Here is a 17206-nt window from a genome sequence, read left to right as displayed (position 1 = left end):
CTTTAAATTTTCCTTAAATCTTTGACTTGGGATTAAACTTTGTCATTTTGTATATTTTCCTGCGGTAAACGGACTTCAAATATCGTCCGTATTAAACTGCTGTCTGCCGTAATTGTTCCATTGTGCTGCTCCACAATATTTTTTGCGATGAATAGGCCAAGACCTGTCCCGCCATCCTGATAAACCCGTGCTTTGTCATTGGTATAGTACATATCAAAGATATATGGAAGTTCATCGGAAGGAATACAATTTCCATAATTCATAACTTGGACAACTACTTCCCCTGAATCAATAAAACCGTTAATATCTACATACTGACCATCATATCCGTATCTATTTGCATTGACCAGAATATTTTCAAATACGCGCGCTAATAAATCTCCGTCACCCAATATAGGTAAATCGGTAGCAATATTTATTCGAGCTATTAAATTATTTTTTTCAAAGACAGGATACAATTCTTCCTTTAGTTGTTTTAGCAGATCACTTATATTAATTTGTTTTCCTTCAACAGGCAGCATGCCATAGTTCATTCTTGTTATTTCGAATAATTCATTAATAAGTCTTTCCAACCGATGAGATTTGGTAAAAGCAATCTTCAAAAAATGTCTAGTCTGTTCTTTCGTCAGATTCTCATCTTCAAGGATTAAATCTAAATAACCTAGAACAGAGGAGAGCGGTGTTCGCAAATCATGAGCCAGATTTACGACTAACTGATCTTTACTTCTTTCTGAAAAATCCCCTCTTTCGATGGCCTGTTGCAATTTTTCACTTGCCAGATTAATGTCTTGCGCAATATCCTTAAATTCATCATTTGATAGGATTTGAACACGGTGATTAAAGTCACCATGAGCGAGATAATGAATTCCGTTTGAAATCTCTTTAAAATAGGTCGAATAGCGCTTCGTTAGTAAAAAGAAGAACAATATCGAGAGTGGGATAAACAGTAATAAAAAAAAGTTAATTTCACCAATACTGCCTATGAATAAACGAAACTGAACCAACGGATCCCCATAGCTAACCATTGTGTGATAGTAAAATTGAAGTCCTTTATAGAATAAATAGGTTATAATACCAGAGAGAAGCATACTTAAACCAAATAACAGAATCATTTTCGAGCGAAAACTTCTAGCTATGTTAACCATTGAATGCATACCCGACGCCCCACACAGTTTTAATCCATTTGTCTTTTTGTTTATCTTCTTTAAGTTTTTTCCGTATAGTACGAATGTGGACCATAACGGTATTGCCACCCTCAAAGTATGCTTCACCCCATACCTTACGAAAAATATTATCAGCACTATAAACTTTCTTTGGATGACTGGCTAATAAATACAAAATATCAAATTCCTTCGGCGTTAGTTCAATGTTTTCGCCATATACAGTAACAGTGCGTTGATCAGGAGAAATAACTAATCCACCATATTCTAAGGTCTTCCCATTATCCATATGGGGATGATTTAACTTAATAAAGCGCCTCAATTGAGCATTTACACGAGCAACCAATTCAATGGGGGTGAATGGTTTGGTTACATAGTCATCTGCTCCAATCGCCAATCCATGTACCTTATCGAAATCAGAAGTTTTGGCACTCAAAAAAATGATAGGCATATTATGTTGTTCGCGAATGTGACGGGCTACCTCATGTCCATCCATTTTCGGCATCATAATATCCAAAATCAGCAAATCAATTGGTTGAGTCTTGATAAAATGAATGGCTTCTTGACCATCAGATACTTTAATAACACCATAACCTTCTTTTTCTAAATGGATTGCAACAAGATCTGCAATTTCCTTCTCATCATCAGCTATTAAAATCGATATATTTTTCAACTATTCCACTCCTACATAAAGTTATATTCAGTGAATATAACTTTTTCCATCAATCCTTATGAAAGTGCAACCATCAAAAATATTTACCATTGTTGGTAGAGATACCTCTTCTATATAATATTAACATGTGTGTAAGTTAATTAAATAATTTATGGCTCCTATTTATATTATTATTTCCCTTTCTTATTCAAGAATATGGCCCTTTTCACAAAGAAAGAGCCCAGATCCTTATTCCGGATTTGCGCTCCTTTAACTGAAGACTCGATTTCGAAATAATCTACAATTAAACTTAAAATTTTTTCTTCATAACCATTCATATTCCAAGATGCTATATAGTAAAGAATCTCGCCATCCATCTTTTATTAATAGATCCTCTCGAATTTTACCTTCTTTAGTCAAACCAGATTTTTGCAAAACCTTTGATGAACCTATATTTCTAGGATCACAGGTGGCGTATATACGATGAAGTTGTATATCAGCAAAACCGAACCTTATTAGAAGTTTAGCCACATTTGTTGCAATTCCTTGTCCCCAGTAATCTGGATTTACAATATAAGCAATTTCTCCAACCTTGTTAGTGAAGTCTCTAATGTTGAGTTCTCCCACACCGATCATATCTTTATTGTAGACAACGGCGAAGGCATATCTTGTCCTTTTTTCTTTGGAAGCATCTAATATTATTTGCTTAACAAAACTCTTAGACTCTTCCTCTGTATTAGGTCCCCAGGGTTGATATTGACACACAATATCCTTCGATGCGTACTTATGTATATCTGTCCAGTCATTTTCATTGATTTCCCTTAATGATAACCTTTCGTTTGAAAGAGAATAAACATTGTTTTCGATCTTTATCACCTCTATTAAAACTGTAAATTAATTGGTTTATTTTAGTTAAAGTGAAATGTTCACTCATAACATCCAGAGAATATTTATGGAGTAGATCGAAATGTTCCTGACTTCTTCTTTTTGCCCAAACTAGAGCTGAAACTATGTGCACTGCACTGTAAAATGTGAATAGCTCCCAAAATGAATCGCTTATTCCCTTTCCATTGTGATAACCCTCAATAATTCCTCTCGTAAATTCAATACTAACTGGCTTTGAGAAAAAACCTAATTTTTGCAAGTCATGAACGGGGTCTCCCCAGTCCATTCTTTGAAAATCAATAATTCCTGAAAATTGCTTATTATTTATTAAAAGATTTGAAGGGTGGAAATCATCATGTTGGAACTTGTTGGGTCTATTTTTCATTAAAACTTCATTATTTATGATGTAATTCTCTAGCATCATCCTCAACTCATCATCTAAATTTATCTTCTCTAAATTCAATAAGTATTTATCTATCTTCTGCTTTTTTACTGTGTACCATGAAGGATAATCGGAGGGGGCGGATAGTTTATGTAACTTCTTCAGTTCTTCGCCCGCTTTAAAACCGGATGAATATTGTTCGGACTCAGTTAAACTGTTTAAAAAAGTGCACTTACTAGATAAGCTCCCTATATAGAAGGACGCGTTATTCGATAAACGCGCCCCCTTAATAAACCAATTGCCCTATTTCCTTCAATGAAACTTGGTTATTCTTCAGCTTTATCGAAGATAACCTCTGTTTGGTCTGTAAATTGATTATAATGAGCTGATATCCATAACTCACCGTTAAACCCTTCTTTTCTCCATCTGGAAGAAAAACCTGACCAATCATTTTCATTATTATCATCATAAAGAGCTGAGTCCTCATACTCAACCTTCCAACCGCGGAAAGAAAGTTCATTTAAGTAAAAATTATAAATATCGTTCCATTGATTCCCTTTTATGACATATTGATGCTCCGTTGGCTTCAATCCATTAAATAAGGGAATATCTTTGTGTCGTTCTGGAACAATGGTCATTCCTTCATAGGTATCACTAGTAATTTTTTCATATGTAAACCACCCGGCAGCAATGAGTACTGTAATACAGCTGTATATAAATAACTGTTTTTTCATTATTTAACTCCCTCTAAATGCGTTGTACTCACTAAAAAAATAATCACGCTGAAATGTCATTTTCCCCCTTAGTTAACGACCTAATGAGTAAAATACCGGATAGGATAGCTAGTGCCGTTCGGGATTCTGTTACGTTAAACATCTGTATGTAAAAGGGTATATCTAAGCTAAACCAAGATACAACATATATTCTAGGAATGTATATAATGGCTAAAAGGAATATTGAAAGCGTTAGAAGTACCCAGTTGATTTTTAAATAGCCCTTAAATAGTGAAATTAGCTTCTTAGACTCCACCATAATACCAAACAAAACACCCCAAGTGGTCATTTTTGTAAGTTCTAGGAAGATGTTAATCTGCCTTTGATTAGCTACTTTCAATTCCTCGTTTGTAATCTTCATCAAATAAAGTAGAATGAGTATTCCTACAAGCTTCAATCCATAATGTAAAAGTCTTTTATAAATAATTACACTCCTCTATACAGACATTGTTACTTAACAATGAAGTCCTTTATTCAATTATCCTGTCTCCTTAACCTAATAGAAATTATTTCAAATTTTCCATAGCCATCACAAGAAGTTACTCAATTAAATGCCTTTTTACGCAAGACAGAGAGCTTGTTCCTTATTCAAGGAAAGCGCCCGTTTCTTTAATAAGCAAAACTGTAAACTTAAGTATCCAAATCTACCATGTTCTAGAGTTAACAATGGTATTTGTTCTAAGTATGTTGCATAAAACTCATGATAGGAGCTTGATCTCTCTCAACTGCGATTAGAGTTAAATCGTAATAATTCATCGATTACAAAATAGCAAGTGCTTACTGGTAAGGACATATAAAACATTATTTGAAAGTAGTGTTCCTTAACAAAAATCATAGGTAGTATGACTGCGATCACAATATGAAGAAAAAGACGGAGAGCAAAACTATTAAATTTTCTGTTTCTTACAAAATAACTAATGATTATTGACATAAGAGTACCGCATAGAATAGCAAACGTTAGAATAAAAAAATAAGATGATATGTTTTCAGAAATCGGTCCCTTGGAGATCGCACTGTAAATCGATACCGATAAAATGAGCGTGATAATTGCTGTAATGAATTTTCTTGGTATCATATTTTCTCCCTTTTTGTATATACCACTTCTTTACTCGAAGCATCTAATGTGACACGAACACTTAATTCCAATTTTGCCAAATACCTCTATTAATGCAAGCTTTTAATGATAATTTACAATTATATTAATTCTTTAGTACACAAACCTTTGTCGATCTATCACCTTGACGGTTTTCCTTTTCCTGATTGGGCTCAAATTTATATGGATCTCCAGTGTCACTTATTTTATCATTTCAAACCCTTTTTATGTCTGCTTTCCCTACAACTTTGCACCCATTTCTCGACAATCGCCCCATTCATGCAAAATAAGCGCAAATCCTTTATTCCGGAAATGCGCCCGATAATTGAGCAATTTAAGATCAAATGCTGAGTGTTATTTAAAAATTCACCTCCAACTTAACTACCCCATTATTAAAGACAAATAATTAAAGAAGGTAAACCAACCTAAAGATGCAAAACTTATTGAAAGAACTGCAACAGATAAATAAGGATGGTTTCCCGACTCCCTTTTAGATCGAAACAGAAACATCCCTGACAAGAGAATACTAATAACAAACACTATACCGAAAAATACATTCCAAATACTTGAGAACCTAATACCAAAGTCAATAAGAATATTGCCTATATAAAAGCCGTTTGCAATCAATAATAGGATCAAAATAATTCTTTTCATCCTGTCTCCTTTCTATTCCTGTGTTTCTGACAACACAGAGAATCCCCTATATTCCAGTTAATATCTGCTAACAATTATTTTAAAATTCCATCATTTGTACAATACATCATTCCAGAAAAAGTCCCTTTACATAAATAAGGAGCACAATTCTTACTACAGAATTGCCCCCCTTTACTGAATGGCTTGAAACGGAGTTACCTTTTATCTTTGAGGCTTTTCACTTCGTTTTTAAGGCTTTCAACTTTTTGCTGTAATTCTTTATTGGGTTCAGTAATTTTTCTCCCTAACATGACCAAAAACCCAATTAGAGCAACGATTCCACCTCCAACAGCAACTACACCAAATATCACAAGGTCTAAGATAACTACCACTCCTAAAAAGCACTTTAATCCATATACGAATGAGTATAGATATCGTTTCAAAACTGGCTATTATCTCGAATTCGAGTCTTCCGGATAATGGCCCTTTTCATGAAGACTTGATTTCAAGATAATATAAATAACAATTGTTCTTTGAATGCCAAACTTCCCTATGTCTTATCCCAAAAGCCGCTTATACTTCTGTTCCTTACATAGCCCTCTCATACATTTGAAAAAATTCCAGGCTGCGCTCAATAATTAAATCTTGATCGTTATCGAGCGTCGCCACATGATAACTGTTTTCCATTCGAACAAGCTCTTTATGTTCTGAGAAAATCATGTCAAAAATCGTTTCTGAATTGTCCGGCGGCACGACATGATCTTCGTCCGAGACAAATAGTAAGGCTGGGCAATGGATTTCAGCAAGCCCTTCATGAACTTGTTTCATCAAGGCCATGAGGGAACGGATCGCGTTAACCGGGGTTTTATCATACGCCAACTCTTCCACCCCTGGCTTTTTAATGTCAGAGCCAATAGCATCTACGAACCGATCCTCCGCTGATTCCATCACCTTTTCCATAGATGGAATGTCGATCGCCGCGTTAATAGGTACTATTCCTTTGATCTTCTTGTACTTCTCAGCCAAGTACAAAGTCAGGGTTCCGCCCATAGACAATCCGACTACAAAGATGTTCGAACAGCGCTCGTCAAGCCATTGATATGCGGCCTCAACGGATTGAATCCAATCCTCGTGGTTGGAGTCCTCCATTTCCTCAGGTGTCGTTCCATGTCCTTCCAATCGCGGACAAGCAACGGTATAACCAGCTTTTGTATAGGCGTCAGCTAGGGGCTTCATACTTTGAGTCGTTCCAGTAAATCCGTGACTAACCAGAATTCCTATTTCATTTCCTTCTGTAAAAATAGGTTCAGTGCCTTTCATCATTATACATCTCTCCTATCTATATTCGTTTCTCCAGTTTCTACCTAGTAATTTTTTCAACACGGTACGTTCAAGCAAAGACCATGGGAGCACTTTTTTCAAAAATAAATTCATGCGCACACCCGGACCGATCGGGTAGCGAAGTTTGTTCGCGGTTGATGGACTGGATATTTTCGTCATTAAGCCAGCTACTTTCATTGGGTCGCCATGGGCTTCACGGTTTAACGCCTTCCATAACGCTTTTATATAAAAAGCATATGGAGATTCAGGGTCATAGGCGGCTTTAGGCAGTTCCATGCCACTGCTCCAAATATTCGTTGCATAGGAACCTGGTTCGATCAGCGACACATCGATTCCAAACGGCTTCACCTCAAATCGCAGACTCTCCGTCAAACCTTCTAACGCATGTTTAGAAGCAACGTAAGGAGATAAACCAGGAAAGCCGATGCGACCACTTATACTGCTGACGTTGAGAATCTTTCCTCTTCCTTGTTGACGCATAATCGGCAGCACAGCCTGCGTAACGGCAATTACTCCAAACAGATTCGTCTCGAACTGGCGTCGATAAGATTCAAGCGGCACCTGTTCCAGAAAGCCGCCAAGGGCAAATCCAGCATTATTGACGAGCACGTCGACCCGTTCTAATTGGCTGAGTTGCTGCTTAAATTGTTCAATGGAGGCGTCCTTTGTTACATCAAGCGGCCACACATCAATGTTGTCTCGTACACGTTCATGAATTTCAGTTGATTCATACATCTTTGCTTTGTTGATATTTCTCATCGTGGCAATCACATGCATGCCTTTTTCGGCACATTTTAACGCTGTCTGGTAGCCAAATCCGCTTGACGCTCCTGTAATGATGATCGTAGATTGCAAAGCGATTTCCCTCCTATTTTCTTTAATTCAAGATAAGCTGACGACTCCCTGCTTATCGATTGATTTTCGCTAATCCCACCTATAGAGGGGATAATCATGATAAACTAGAGAGTGATTTTCAGAAATACTTCTACAAGAGAGGTCGTTTTTCATGAACCACAAGTTACAAGAGCTATCCCCTTCTTATGATCCATGGGAGGCTTATATGGATGTTGATGAACATGGCGAGATGACGCTTACGAATATCGAATTTACAACAACCTATCTGTGCAATATGCGCTGCGAACATTGTGCTGTCGGGTATACGTTGCAGAATAAGGATCCTGACGCATTGCCGATTGAGCTGATACTGAAGCGATTAGATGAAATCCCCCACCTGCGGACTTTGAGCATTACCGGCGGGGAGCCAATGATGTCGAAGAAGTCTGTGGAGCAATATGTATTGCCGCTGCTTGCCTATGCTCACGAGCGGGGAGTCCGAACCCAAATCAATTCCAATCTAACATTGCCTTATGAGCGATACATACCGATTATTCCTTATCTAGATGTGCTGCATATCTCCCATAACTGGGGAACGATCGAAGAATTTATTCATACCGGATTTGCCAATATGGAACGAAAACCTTCTGAAGCCAACCGCCAAATGTACTTTGACCGAATGGTGGAGAATTCGCAGCGACTTGCGAAAGAAGGCGTGATGGTGTCTGCGGAAACGATGTTAAATAAGCGCACCTATCCTTATTTAGAACAGATCCACGATCACGTGCTGGAAATGGGCTGTGCGAGACACGAAATTCACCCTATGTACCCAGTAGACTTTGCTTCAAGTCTTGAAACCTTATCCCTTGAGGAGATGCGTGAAGGGATTACCCGCCTGCTTGATCACAGGGATCAGAACACATGGATGTTATTTGGTACATTACCCTATTATCCATGCAGTTCAAACCAAAAAGATTTAGCACTGCTGAAACGTCTTTACGCGGAGAAAAATGTCACTGTTAGAAACGATCCGGACGGACGCTCTCGTTTGAATGTGAATATTTTTACCGGTGATATTATCGTCACCGACTTTGGTGATGAACCTGGGCTTGGCAATATTCAAGATACATCTTTGCCGGAAGCTTATAAGGCGTGGAATCGGACCGAAACGGCGGCCAGTTTAAACTGTCATTGCCCAGCCGTTAAATGCCTGGGTCCAAACATTTTAGTAAAAAACACCTATTATCCGGATGAAGATTTCCAGCAGCGGCAAACGAAGATTTCTCTATAGATCTCCTCTGTGTAGAAGAACTTTTTTCTATCCAGGACATCCGCCTTTACCAACTAACTAGGCAATCATACATTAACGTATGACTTAAAAGGAGGGGTGTTAATGGGGTACTACGGAGGCTGTGGTTGTGGAAGACGTCGTCGCGGTGATGAATTTGTCCTGATCATTGTTCTATTTATCCTTTTAATCATCATCGGGGCAGCAGTATGTAAGTAAGCTCATAGCTCGGAGACCTCTTAAGCGAGTCTTCGGGCTATGTTTCTGTTTTGACGCCTTTCTTCCTCTCTATTAAAATAGTAATGAGAAGAAGGTGGTCGGGGAAAATAACTCGCTTTCCGTGGGATTGGTACAAAATTGTTCATACCAATGAAAATCCGAACAAAGTAAAAACTATGATTGGTGCATAAAAACCGCTACGAAAATATACTTCGCTTTCCGCGGGCGGCTGTTGAGTCTCCTCGTGCTGGCGCACTGCGGGGCCTCACCTAGGCCTTTCCTCCCACAGGAGTCTCCATATATTTTCTCCGCTAAAACAACACATCGTTCGTCCTTTTACTTAAAAAATACGGAACCTTAACCAGATCCTAGCGGTAAACCACTGAGCTCAAGTTCAATATAGAAAAGAACAGTAATTACTTACTTCATAGATAACAAGAAAGGGGATTATTATGCCCATCATCGAAGACGAACAAAGGAAAATTGAGTATACGTTAACGACATTATCCGATGTTCACTTTATCAAAATTTATTTGGATGACTTGAATGGCGTACAGGTAACAGCACCTGCAGCGAAGCCATCGAACAAGGTAGATGACTTTTTACATAAAAAGACACAATGGATGAATGAGAAATGGCAGAAACTCCATCACGATCTTTATGAAACAGTCGAATGGGAAACTGAGCAGCCAGTTCGAATCACGTACTTAGGGAGGTCCTATCAAGTCATAATGGAAGCAGGCTCTGCAGTTAGTTTCCATTTTAGCAAAGGGAAGTTTTATTACACCTATCTGGAACAGTTCACACATCAGGACAAGCAAAGAGAGCTTGAACGAGTAAAGCAAGAGTGGCTGAAAGAAAAGGCAGAGGAAAAGTTTAGCACCCTCCATAAATGGACGATCTTACCTGAGCCAGACAAATTAAGGTTAGGATATAAAGACGAGCGAACGATCTATTTAAATTGGCGATTAATTCAACGGTCCAAACAGAAGATTGCCACCGTAATCGATGACTTAATCGAAGAACGAACTTACTAATAAAGCTGCGCGGTAAATGAGTTTCCGCGCAGCCATTTTTGTCTATATAAATAATAATAAACTGACAGCCATTACCGCCATACCGCCCACTACACCATAGATAGACAAATGAGCTTCTCCATATTGCCGGGATGCCGGCAGCAGTTCATCTAACGAGATAAACACCATAATCCCCGCCACTCCAGCGAAGAGGATACCGAATAATGTATCACTAAGAAACGGCATCAAAATTAAGTATGCAGCGATCGCCCCGACAGGTTCAGATAATCCTGACAGGAAAGATAATTTGAAAGCTTTCTTGCGATCACCTGTTGCATAATAAATTGGCACCGACACAGCAATCCCCTCAGGAATGTTATGAATCGCGATCGCAATCGCAATGGCAATTCCAAGCGACGGATCCTGCAAGGCAGAAGTAAACGTGGCAATTCCCTCCGGAAAATTGTGGATCGCAATAGCTAGGGCTGTGAACGTTCCCATCTTTAACAACTGTTGATTTTTAACCTCAGCACGAGGTTTGGACATATCCTCTACACTTTTCGGTTCATGGGGATTCCCCTGTTTTGGAATAGCTTTATCAATAATGGCAATGACAAGCATCCCGCCGAAGAAGCTCGCGACCGTGACCCAGCTTCCCGCTTGAACGCCCATGCTCCCGACAAGTGATTCTTTGGCTTTAAAAAAGATCTCTACCATCGATACATAGATCATGACACCTGCTGAGAATCCCAGCGCTATCGACAGAAATCTTGTGTTGGTGGTCGACGTAAAGAAAGCCAGCACACTGCCGATTCCGGTGGCTAATCCAGCCATTAATGTCAGGCCAAAAGCAAGCAATAATTCATCCATACATCCTCTCTCCTTCTAGTTAACCTAACCATAGTGTAGTGGAAAACTTTCCTTAGTGCAACTTTTTTAGTTATAGTTACATTTTATGTGTTTATAAAAGTTTCGTCACAGTTTTTTGCAAATTGAACATAAAAAAATGATCCCTCTTTTATATCAAAAGGGATCATTTCTTTTTAGATTTGTTCTCCACTGCCAGAGATTATTTTCATCTGATCATTTTCGAAGCCTACTACATAATGGTACTTATATTTTTTCATTTCAACGCTGCCTGTTTTCGTTTCTTCTGCTGTAACAAAAGCTGTCACTTCCACCTTCTCCCCTTCTACAGGGTCAGCTACGATATGATCGATCGTTGCAGACAGTTTCTGATTGTAGCTGGCACGAAACTCCTCGTAAGACGTGTTGCTTTGCCACTTACTTCCTAATAACGAGTAGGCAGTCACAAAGTCGCCCTGGTTTATACTATCGTAAAAGTATTGCACAACATAGGTGGCTTGATCCGCATCTGTGCTATGAACAGGAGTATTCTTCTCCCCCTTAGCCTTCAATTCAGGAAATTCGGGCAGTTCCTTCATAGGAGATTGCGACCATTTCTTTACCATGGGAAGGATATCGAGAATCGGGATACTGAACCCAATGGTTTCCTGACCAAGTTTTGCCGAATTAATGCCAATCACTTCCCCCGTTTTCCCATTTAACAGCGGACCGCCACTATTGCCTGGTGAAATCGGCGCGGAGATTTGATAAACATTTTCATAAGTAAATGGCGCGAGTTCAAAATTTCGGTTAAGACCGCTGATTTCCCCGGTAGTAACCGTGTTTTGCAAACCAAGCGGACTTCCAAGCGCAAGCACTTCCGTCAAAAGTTCTACATCTGCGTTCGTATCAATTGGCAGAGGGGATCGGTCTTTAAGGCCAGGGACACGAACAACCGCTACATCTGTCGTTCGGCTAATCCCAATCACTTCCCCTTTCATTTCCTTCGAATCAGCTGTTACGACCGTCACTTCTTTGGCATTAGCCACCACATGGGCGTTCGTGATCACATCCCCTTTTTTATTGTAGAGGAATCCGGACCCGATTGATCCATTTTTCAGCTCAATTTGGACAACCAATTTCTGAGATTCATAAATAATATCCTGAGTGCTCTTCGCCATGGTCTTACTGGCTTGCTTCGAGACGGGCTGACTTAGCTTGGAGCTTGCTTCGAGCTGCTTTGGGACACTGTTCTTAACGTAAACACTGCCCCCAATTCCTGCCCCTATACATAAGAGCATAACGATCAGGCTTATGAGCCATCTTCGGTCCATTCGCCGTCCTCCTATTCTACGTACCACTCAACGTTCGTAATGTTTACTGTTACTTCCTCTTCTTTAAGCTCATAATACATTTTCTCAAACTTGCCCTTGTCTCCCGGATTAACATACATCGGATAAACTTCAGCTGTATCCGTCTTCACAACTTCATCATCTTTATTTTTCAATTCAAATGTCACCTTAATGGAGCTGACGATTTTCGTCGCTTCACTGCCGACTTCACCGGTTACTTTGATATCTCCATACTTATCTTTAGAAGCTTTGACTTCAAGTACTTTCACCGCATGTTTTCGATTCATAAGGTCCTCTTCTGCCGCTTTCTCCATGGCATGCTTAATCCGTTCTTCCTGACGCTGCTCAAAAGCTTGCTGTTCCTGTTTGACCCGGTTCTTTAATTGAATCAGTTTTTCATTGTTCACAACGTACTGCAGCCCTTCATCTACCGTAGCGATCGCCTCATTAAATTGTTTGTCAGCCATAGCCGCTTCTGCTTTTTTAGCAGCAATTGAAACAATTTTTTCATTAATTTTACTACGGGCACGAGCGGCTTCTTTCAAATCCAACCCTGACAGCGTATTTAACTTATCGGCTAACTCATCAATATTGGTCAGATGTTTTAGTTGATTGTTTATTTCACCGATTGTTATTTTTGAAGTTAGTCGTTCAACTTTGGGGAGAAGCGTTACCGATAGCTGACTTTGCTCATTATAAATTTGCTTTTGGATAGTTGTTAAACTTGTTTGGGCCTCTTCCAGCCGACTATTTTTAATATATTCCGCCACTTTATTGAGATCATTATTCATAACTAGAACAGAACGCACACTTGTCAAATCCTTTTGAAGCGCTGTAAAATCAGGCCGTTTCTCGATTGCCTCGGATAACATCGACTCAGCCTTTTCATACTTTCCCTTTAGGGCAGCCTGTTCAGCTTCTTTTTTGATCGCAAGCGTTTCTTCATTCACATTCTTTTCATACATATATGTAAGACCAATTCCCCCTAAAGCAAGAATGAAGGTAAGAAGAGGAGCAATAATGGTCCACTTCCGATTCCTGTGCACAGGGAGTAGGGAGTTCACGGGTATAGGTGAATCTTCACTCTTTAATTTTTCACCACACTGGGAGCAATAATGCGAGCCCGGGCTATTTCCACTTCCACATTCTTCACAAAATTTGATGGGCCCGTCCTCCTTTTATTTTCTAAAATATAGTTGATTTTATCAGCGAACATAGTAAGAACATTATATCATGATTTTCCCTATTACCGACCGCCAATTTTAGCATTTTCGACTTATATTTTTAGCTTTTTTGACAAATTAGTTGAACACACGGGCCCCTTCTTATTCTGATGCATAGGATAAACAATAGTCTTTCCTATTCAGATTCATACTTTTCGAAAGGAGTGTTCTCATTGAGCGACCGTCCAGAAAAAGTACGCCCTCAGAAAAAAACACCCAAAAAGCGCACCTCTTGCTGTGGAAAGAAACGTCGAACAGATCGATGATTTCCTATTATAAACAACCATGGACCGCTCCTGACTAGGTAGCGGTCCACTTAGCATAATAAAAGCCATAATCCATACGTCTCCTCATATACTAGTAATAATTCAATTTTTCTAGTAACCACTAAGGAGATGAACGTAATGAATGGAGAACGATTTACGGACAGGCTTAACGGCCGAGTTCAACACCTGGACAGCGTTCTGAATCAGCCGAGGCTCGTGTTTGGCTATTTCACACACAATCTAGTCATCGACCATCGTCATGAGAAAATTCGAACTCACCTCAAATTTACGGTAGAAAACCTTACGCAAATTGATTTACCGATGCCAGAGTTGGTCTTCACTCTCGACTCTTCCATTGAAAGTAAGTTGAATGGAGAATGTATGGGAAAGAGCACAGCTCCCATGTCCGGTCGCCATCAATGGGACAAAAAATTAGATGATGATGGGCAAATAAGACTGCATACACGTAAGAAAGACTCTTGTTTGCAACGGAATCAGAAAGTCAGAATCGACCAGATGTATCTTGACCTTCCTATGGACAAGCCTGATCAAGGGATCATTCTTTCAGCCTATATTGACTTTGGAAAAAATAGCATCTATAGCAAGCCCGCTCTAAACACGATAGAGATTCACAGTCTAGAAAAACATTCAAATTTTTGATAGAAACACCTTCCATAAAGCCAATTCCCAGTATAGTTAGCAAGTCCTTCCTGCCCATGTAAAGAATGGTTGTTTTGTAACAGTACCGTAATCATATTGTAGGCCTTTTTTAATTGTTTAGTACCTTTAAGGTTGTTATAATGCTCGAGTGACTGAAAAAGAAAGGGGACAAAAGTCATGAAAGCATCTATCATAACGCTATCATTTCTATTCATCTATTTAATCGGTTTACCCCATATAGATCCAGCTTCTTCAGCTATTCATGCCGATGAAGTGGCAGAAGAAGAGGTTATCCATAAAGCCGAAAGGAAAACGCTCGACCTTGATAAAAAATCATCCGACCATGAACGATTTGACAAGGTGAAAAGAGTCGTAAACGTTGAGGCAACAGCTTATACAGCGAGCTGCGAAGGATGCAGCGGGACAACCTATACCGGTATCGACCTGTTTGCCAATCCTAACAAAAAAGTGATTGCCGTTGACCCCGATGTGATCCCGCTAGGCTCTAAGGTCAAAGTTCCTGGTTATGGAGTGGCTATTGCAGGAGATATTGGCGGTGCAATTGAAGGAAACCGAATTGACATCTTCATGAGCGAACTTGATGAAGCATTAAAGTTTGGACGTCAGCAAATTCAGGTGAAAATACTGGAATCCTGAAATTGAACCTGTCGTTTGCAAAGGAATTTTCGGTTTGGGGAGAATCTTTTGCTGTTAGGGAAGAATAATGCTCGTTATGGGTCGAATCCTCCACTGCCTCGGCCGAACCTTCCAGAGTTTCGGCCGAATCTTATTCATTTAGGGGAGAATTCTATTTATTTTGGGTAGAACCCATTATCCAACCCACAAAAAAGGCCAGCTCCTATTGAGAGCTGGCCTTCCCTATACAACTATTCACGGGAGAATCTTGTATGCCTGGCTGCCTTATCCAGATAGAAGCTTTCCACACTATTTGTGTGAATGGCTACACCATCTTCTAAAAACCACCATTCTCCTTTTTCAAGCTGTTTCACAATAAACTCAGAGGTTTCCCGTTCTGTCATTTCCTCGCTTAAATCAAGATCGTGGGCAACAACCCGGTCACTTTTTAGCAAGAAAATAACATGCCATGATTTCTTACTTGTTGCCAATTTATTCACCATCCTTTATGTAACTATCCATTTCTTTACCCGTTCTTTTTACAATTTAACCTCAATTTTAAAAATTATTCGCTATTTTTAATAAAAATTGATTTCGAGTTCAATAGTTTTACAAATAGGTTCAGTTATTTTATGATAATGACGATCTTAAAACAAAGTTTACAACTAGGAATAAGGAGGATTAATATGGCTACCCAATTAAAACCGTGGAATAAGCAATCCACGACAATGGTTGCTCCATTAAACCCCGTGCAAAAACCGTTAGTGATTATAGGTATTCTGGCTGCACTCCTTTTATTTATAACGATCGTATCCGTAACCACTGTTACCCAAGGAATCTTATTTATCATTGGAATCGCCTTTGGCCTCGCTCTCCTATATGCACGCTTTGGCTTTACTTCTGCCTTTAGACGTTTAATGTCTGTCGGAAATGTGCAGGGATTACAGGCACATATGGTGATGCTCGCTGTAGCAACAACTCTATTTGCTATCATTCTCGCAACCGGTTTTAGCTTTACTGGAACGACGCCTTCTGGCTACGTATCTCCTGTCGGTATTGGAATGATTGCCGGAGCGTTTATGTTTGGAATCGGCATGCAAATGGGCTCAGGCTGTGCTTCCGGCACCCTTTATACGGTTGGTGGAGGCCAATCGTCAATGGTACTGACCTTGTTAGGCTTTATCGGCGGCTCTGTGCTCGGTGCCTACCACATTGTGTTTTGGCGTGACCTGCCTGCCCTGCCCGCGATTTCACTGGCCGAAAGCACTGGCCTCGGCTATTTAGGCGGCTGGGTACTGCAGCTCGTTGTATTTGCAGGGATTTATGCGATTACAGTCAAGATCGCCCGAAAGAAGAACCCGCCGCAAATGGCTCCGCTGAAAACAACTTCAGGTTGGAAAAAAATCTGGCGCGGTGCCTGGCCGTTGCTCGTGGCAGCTGTTGTATTAGCTGTCCTCAACGCCATTACACTCTCAGTGCGCGGCAATCCGTGGGGAATTACTTCAGCCTTCGCACTGTGGGGATCTAAATTCTTGCAAACCTTCGGAGTAGATGTCGCCAGCTGGGGGTATTGGCAAGGGAATACGGAAGCTCTTAATCAATCTGTTCTAACAGATTCAACAAGTGTGATGAATTTTGGAATTATTTTAGGTGCCTTCATTGCCGCAAGTTTCCAGGGTAATTTTAAACCAGGGAAAGTCAAACCTGGAGTAGCGACCTCGTCTATACTAGGCGGAATTCTTATGGGTTATGGAGCACGTCTGGCGTTCGGCTGTAATATTGGCGCTTATTTTGGCGGCATTGCATCCTTCAGCCTTCACGGCTGGGTCTGGGCGATTATGGCCTTGGCTGGAACGTATCTGGCCTTGTATATCCGGCCGATGTTCGGATTAAGCAATCCAAGCCCGAAAGATTCTATCTGTTAAAAAGCACTAAGTGTTCAGTACA

The 17206-nt window shown here is 39.9% G+C and carries 18 protein-coding genes; 6 read left to right on the top strand and 12 right to left on the bottom strand.

What is annotated here, in order from left to right:
- Positions 1-32: 32 nt before the first annotated feature.
- The 8 genes from B5354_RS14440 to B5354_RS14400 all read right to left on the bottom strand — a co-directional run bounded on the left by B5354_RS14440 (position 33) and on the right by B5354_RS14400 (position 7774).
- Positions 33-1145, bottom strand: a complete 1113-nt coding sequence (locus B5354_RS14440) for a sensor histidine kinase (RefSeq protein WP_079530593.1) — start codon at positions 1143-1145, stop codon at positions 33-35.
- Positions 1138-1833 (bottom strand): vancomycin resistance response regulator transcription factor, VanR-F/VanR-M family, encoded by a 696-nt coding sequence (gene vanR, locus B5354_RS14435; protein ID WP_079529513.1) that lies wholly within the window; start codon positions 1831-1833, stop codon positions 1138-1140. The genes B5354_RS14440 and vanR overlap by 8 nt, the downstream gene beginning before the upstream one ends.
- A gap of 303 nt (positions 1834-2136) precedes the next feature.
- Positions 2137-2679, bottom strand: coding sequence for a GNAT family N-acetyltransferase (locus tag B5354_RS14430; protein WP_079530592.1), 543 nt, complete (start codon positions 2677-2679; stop codon positions 2137-2139).
- The gene (locus tag B5354_RS14425) at positions 2621-3331 is read right to left on the bottom strand and encodes an aminoglycoside phosphotransferase family protein (protein ID WP_281252771.1); all 711 of its coding nucleotides are present in this window, start codon (positions 3329-3331) and stop codon (positions 2621-2623) included. The genes B5354_RS14430 and B5354_RS14425 overlap by 59 nt, the downstream gene beginning before the upstream one ends.
- Positions 3332-3405: 74 nt before the next feature.
- Positions 3406-3813 carry a hypothetical protein gene (locus B5354_RS14420; RefSeq protein WP_079529511.1) on the bottom strand — a complete coding sequence of 136 codons (408 nt, stop codon included), beginning with the start codon at positions 3811-3813 and terminating at the stop codon, positions 3406-3408.
- A gap of 1980 nt (positions 3814-5793) precedes the next feature.
- A complete protein-coding gene (locus B5354_RS20540) occupies positions 5794-5970 on the bottom strand; it encodes a hypothetical protein (protein ID WP_176142500.1) in 177 nt (58 codons plus the stop codon).
- Between the two features lie 196 nt (positions 5971-6166).
- Entirely contained in the window at positions 6167-6901 is a 735-nt protein-coding gene (locus B5354_RS14405; protein ID WP_079529508.1) for an alpha/beta hydrolase, read from the bottom strand.
- 12 nt (positions 6902-6913) lie between these two features.
- Complete coding sequence (locus tag B5354_RS14400) at positions 6914-7774, bottom strand: SDR family oxidoreductase (protein WP_079529507.1); 861 nt, start codon at positions 7772-7774, stop codon at positions 6914-6916.
- 151 nt (positions 7775-7925) lie between these two features.
- On the opposite strand from B5354_RS14400, the gene yfkAB reads away from it, so the two are divergent.
- From yfkAB to B5354_RS14385, 3 genes are all read left to right on the top strand, one after another.
- Entirely contained in the window at positions 7926-9044 is a 1119-nt protein-coding gene (gene yfkAB, locus B5354_RS14395) for a radical SAM/CxCxxxxC motif protein YfkAB (protein WP_079529506.1), read from the top strand.
- A gap of 102 nt (positions 9045-9146) precedes the next feature.
- Positions 9147-9260 (top strand): YjcZ family sporulation protein, encoded by a 114-nt coding sequence (locus B5354_RS14390; RefSeq protein WP_079529505.1) that lies wholly within the window; start codon positions 9147-9149, stop codon positions 9258-9260.
- Between the two features lie 452 nt (positions 9261-9712).
- Entirely contained in the window at positions 9713-10297 is a 585-nt protein-coding gene (locus B5354_RS14385; protein WP_079529504.1) for a YgjP-like metallopeptidase domain-containing protein, read from the top strand.
- Positions 10298-10339: 42 nt separating this feature from the next.
- Here the strand turns inward: B5354_RS14385 and zupT are convergent, their stop codons facing one another.
- The 3 genes from zupT to B5354_RS14370 form a co-directional block, all read right to left on the bottom strand.
- On the bottom strand, positions 10340-11146 hold the full coding sequence (gene zupT / locus B5354_RS14380) for a zinc transporter ZupT (RefSeq protein WP_079529503.1): 807 nt from the start codon (positions 11144-11146) through the stop codon (positions 10340-10342).
- 173 nt (positions 11147-11319) lie between these two features.
- On the bottom strand, positions 11320-12456 hold the full coding sequence (locus B5354_RS14375) for a S1C family serine protease (RefSeq protein WP_079529502.1): 1137 nt from the start codon (positions 12454-12456) through the stop codon (positions 11320-11322).
- A gap of 11 nt (positions 12457-12467) precedes the next feature.
- Positions 12468-13439 carry an FxLYD domain-containing protein gene (locus B5354_RS14370; RefSeq protein WP_079529501.1) on the bottom strand — a complete coding sequence of 324 codons (972 nt, stop codon included), beginning with the start codon at positions 13437-13439 and terminating at the stop codon, positions 12468-12470.
- A gap of 662 nt (positions 13440-14101) precedes the next feature.
- Here B5354_RS14370 and B5354_RS14365 point away from each other — a divergent pair.
- Both B5354_RS14365 and B5354_RS21085 read left to right on the top strand, forming a co-directional pair.
- Positions 14102-14623, top strand: a complete 522-nt coding sequence (locus B5354_RS14365) for a hypothetical protein (RefSeq protein WP_079529500.1) — start codon at positions 14102-14104, stop codon at positions 14621-14623.
- A gap of 177 nt (positions 14624-14800) precedes the next feature.
- On the top strand, positions 14801-15280 hold the full coding sequence (locus B5354_RS21085; protein WP_079529499.1) for a 3D domain-containing protein: 480 nt from the start codon (positions 14801-14803) through the stop codon (positions 15278-15280).
- A 230-nt stretch (positions 15281-15510) separates the two neighbouring features.
- Here the strand turns inward: B5354_RS21085 and B5354_RS14355 are convergent, their stop codons facing one another.
- Complete coding sequence (locus tag B5354_RS14355) at positions 15511-15750, bottom strand: hypothetical protein (protein WP_245804800.1); 240 nt, start codon at positions 15748-15750, stop codon at positions 15511-15513.
- Positions 15751-15945: 195 nt separating this feature from the next.
- Between B5354_RS14355 and B5354_RS14350 the strand changes: the two genes are divergently transcribed.
- A complete protein-coding gene (locus B5354_RS14350; protein WP_079529497.1) occupies positions 15946-17184 on the top strand; it encodes a YeeE/YedE family protein in 1239 nt (412 codons plus the stop codon).
- The last annotated feature ends 22 nt before the right edge of the window (positions 17185-17206 follow it).

The sequence above is a fragment of the Halobacillus hunanensis genome (assembly GCF_900166655.1).
Classification (GTDB): domain Bacteria; phylum Bacillota; class Bacilli; order Bacillales; family Halobacillaceae; genus Halobacillus_A; species Halobacillus_A hunanensis.
This window is presented reverse-complemented; position numbering and strand designations above follow the sequence as displayed.

Excerpts from the sequence above, each read along its gene's own strand:
- B5354_RS14440 (WP_079530593.1), bottom strand. The coding sequence starts at position 1,145 with ATGGTTAACATAGCTAGAAGTTTTCGCTCGAAAATGATTCTGTTATTT.
- B5354_RS14420 (WP_079529511.1), bottom strand. The coding sequence starts at position 3,813 with ATGAAAAAACAGTTATTTATATACAGCTGTATTACAGTACTCATTGCT.
- B5354_RS14405 (WP_079529508.1), bottom strand. The coding sequence starts at position 6,901 with ATGATGAAAGGCACTGAACCTATTTTTACAGAAGGAAATGAAATAGGA.
- yfkAB (WP_079529506.1), top strand. The coding sequence starts at position 7,926 with ATGAACCACAAGTTACAAGAGCTATCCCCTTCTTATGATCCATGGGAG.
- B5354_RS14390 (WP_079529505.1), top strand. The coding sequence starts at position 9,147 with ATGGGGTACTACGGAGGCTGTGGTTGTGGAAGACGTCGTCGCGGTGAT.
- B5354_RS14385 (WP_079529504.1), top strand. The coding sequence starts at position 9,713 with ATGCCCATCATCGAAGACGAACAAAGGAAAATTGAGTATACGTTAACG.
- zupT (WP_079529503.1), bottom strand. The coding sequence starts at position 11,146 with ATGGATGAATTATTGCTTGCTTTTGGCCTGACATTAATGGCTGGATTA.
- B5354_RS14375 (WP_079529502.1), bottom strand. The coding sequence starts at position 12,456 with ATGGACCGAAGATGGCTCATAAGCCTGATCGTTATGCTCTTATGTATA.
- B5354_RS14370 (WP_079529501.1), bottom strand. The coding sequence starts at position 13,439 with ATGTATGAAAAGAATGTGAATGAAGAAACGCTTGCGATCAAAAAAGAA.
- B5354_RS14365 (WP_079529500.1), top strand. The coding sequence starts at position 14,102 with ATGAATGGAGAACGATTTACGGACAGGCTTAACGGCCGAGTTCAACAC.
- B5354_RS21085 (WP_079529499.1), top strand. The coding sequence starts at position 14,801 with ATGAAAGCATCTATCATAACGCTATCATTTCTATTCATCTATTTAATC.
- B5354_RS14350 (WP_079529497.1), top strand. The coding sequence starts at position 15,946 with ATGGCTACCCAATTAAAACCGTGGAATAAGCAATCCACGACAATGGTT.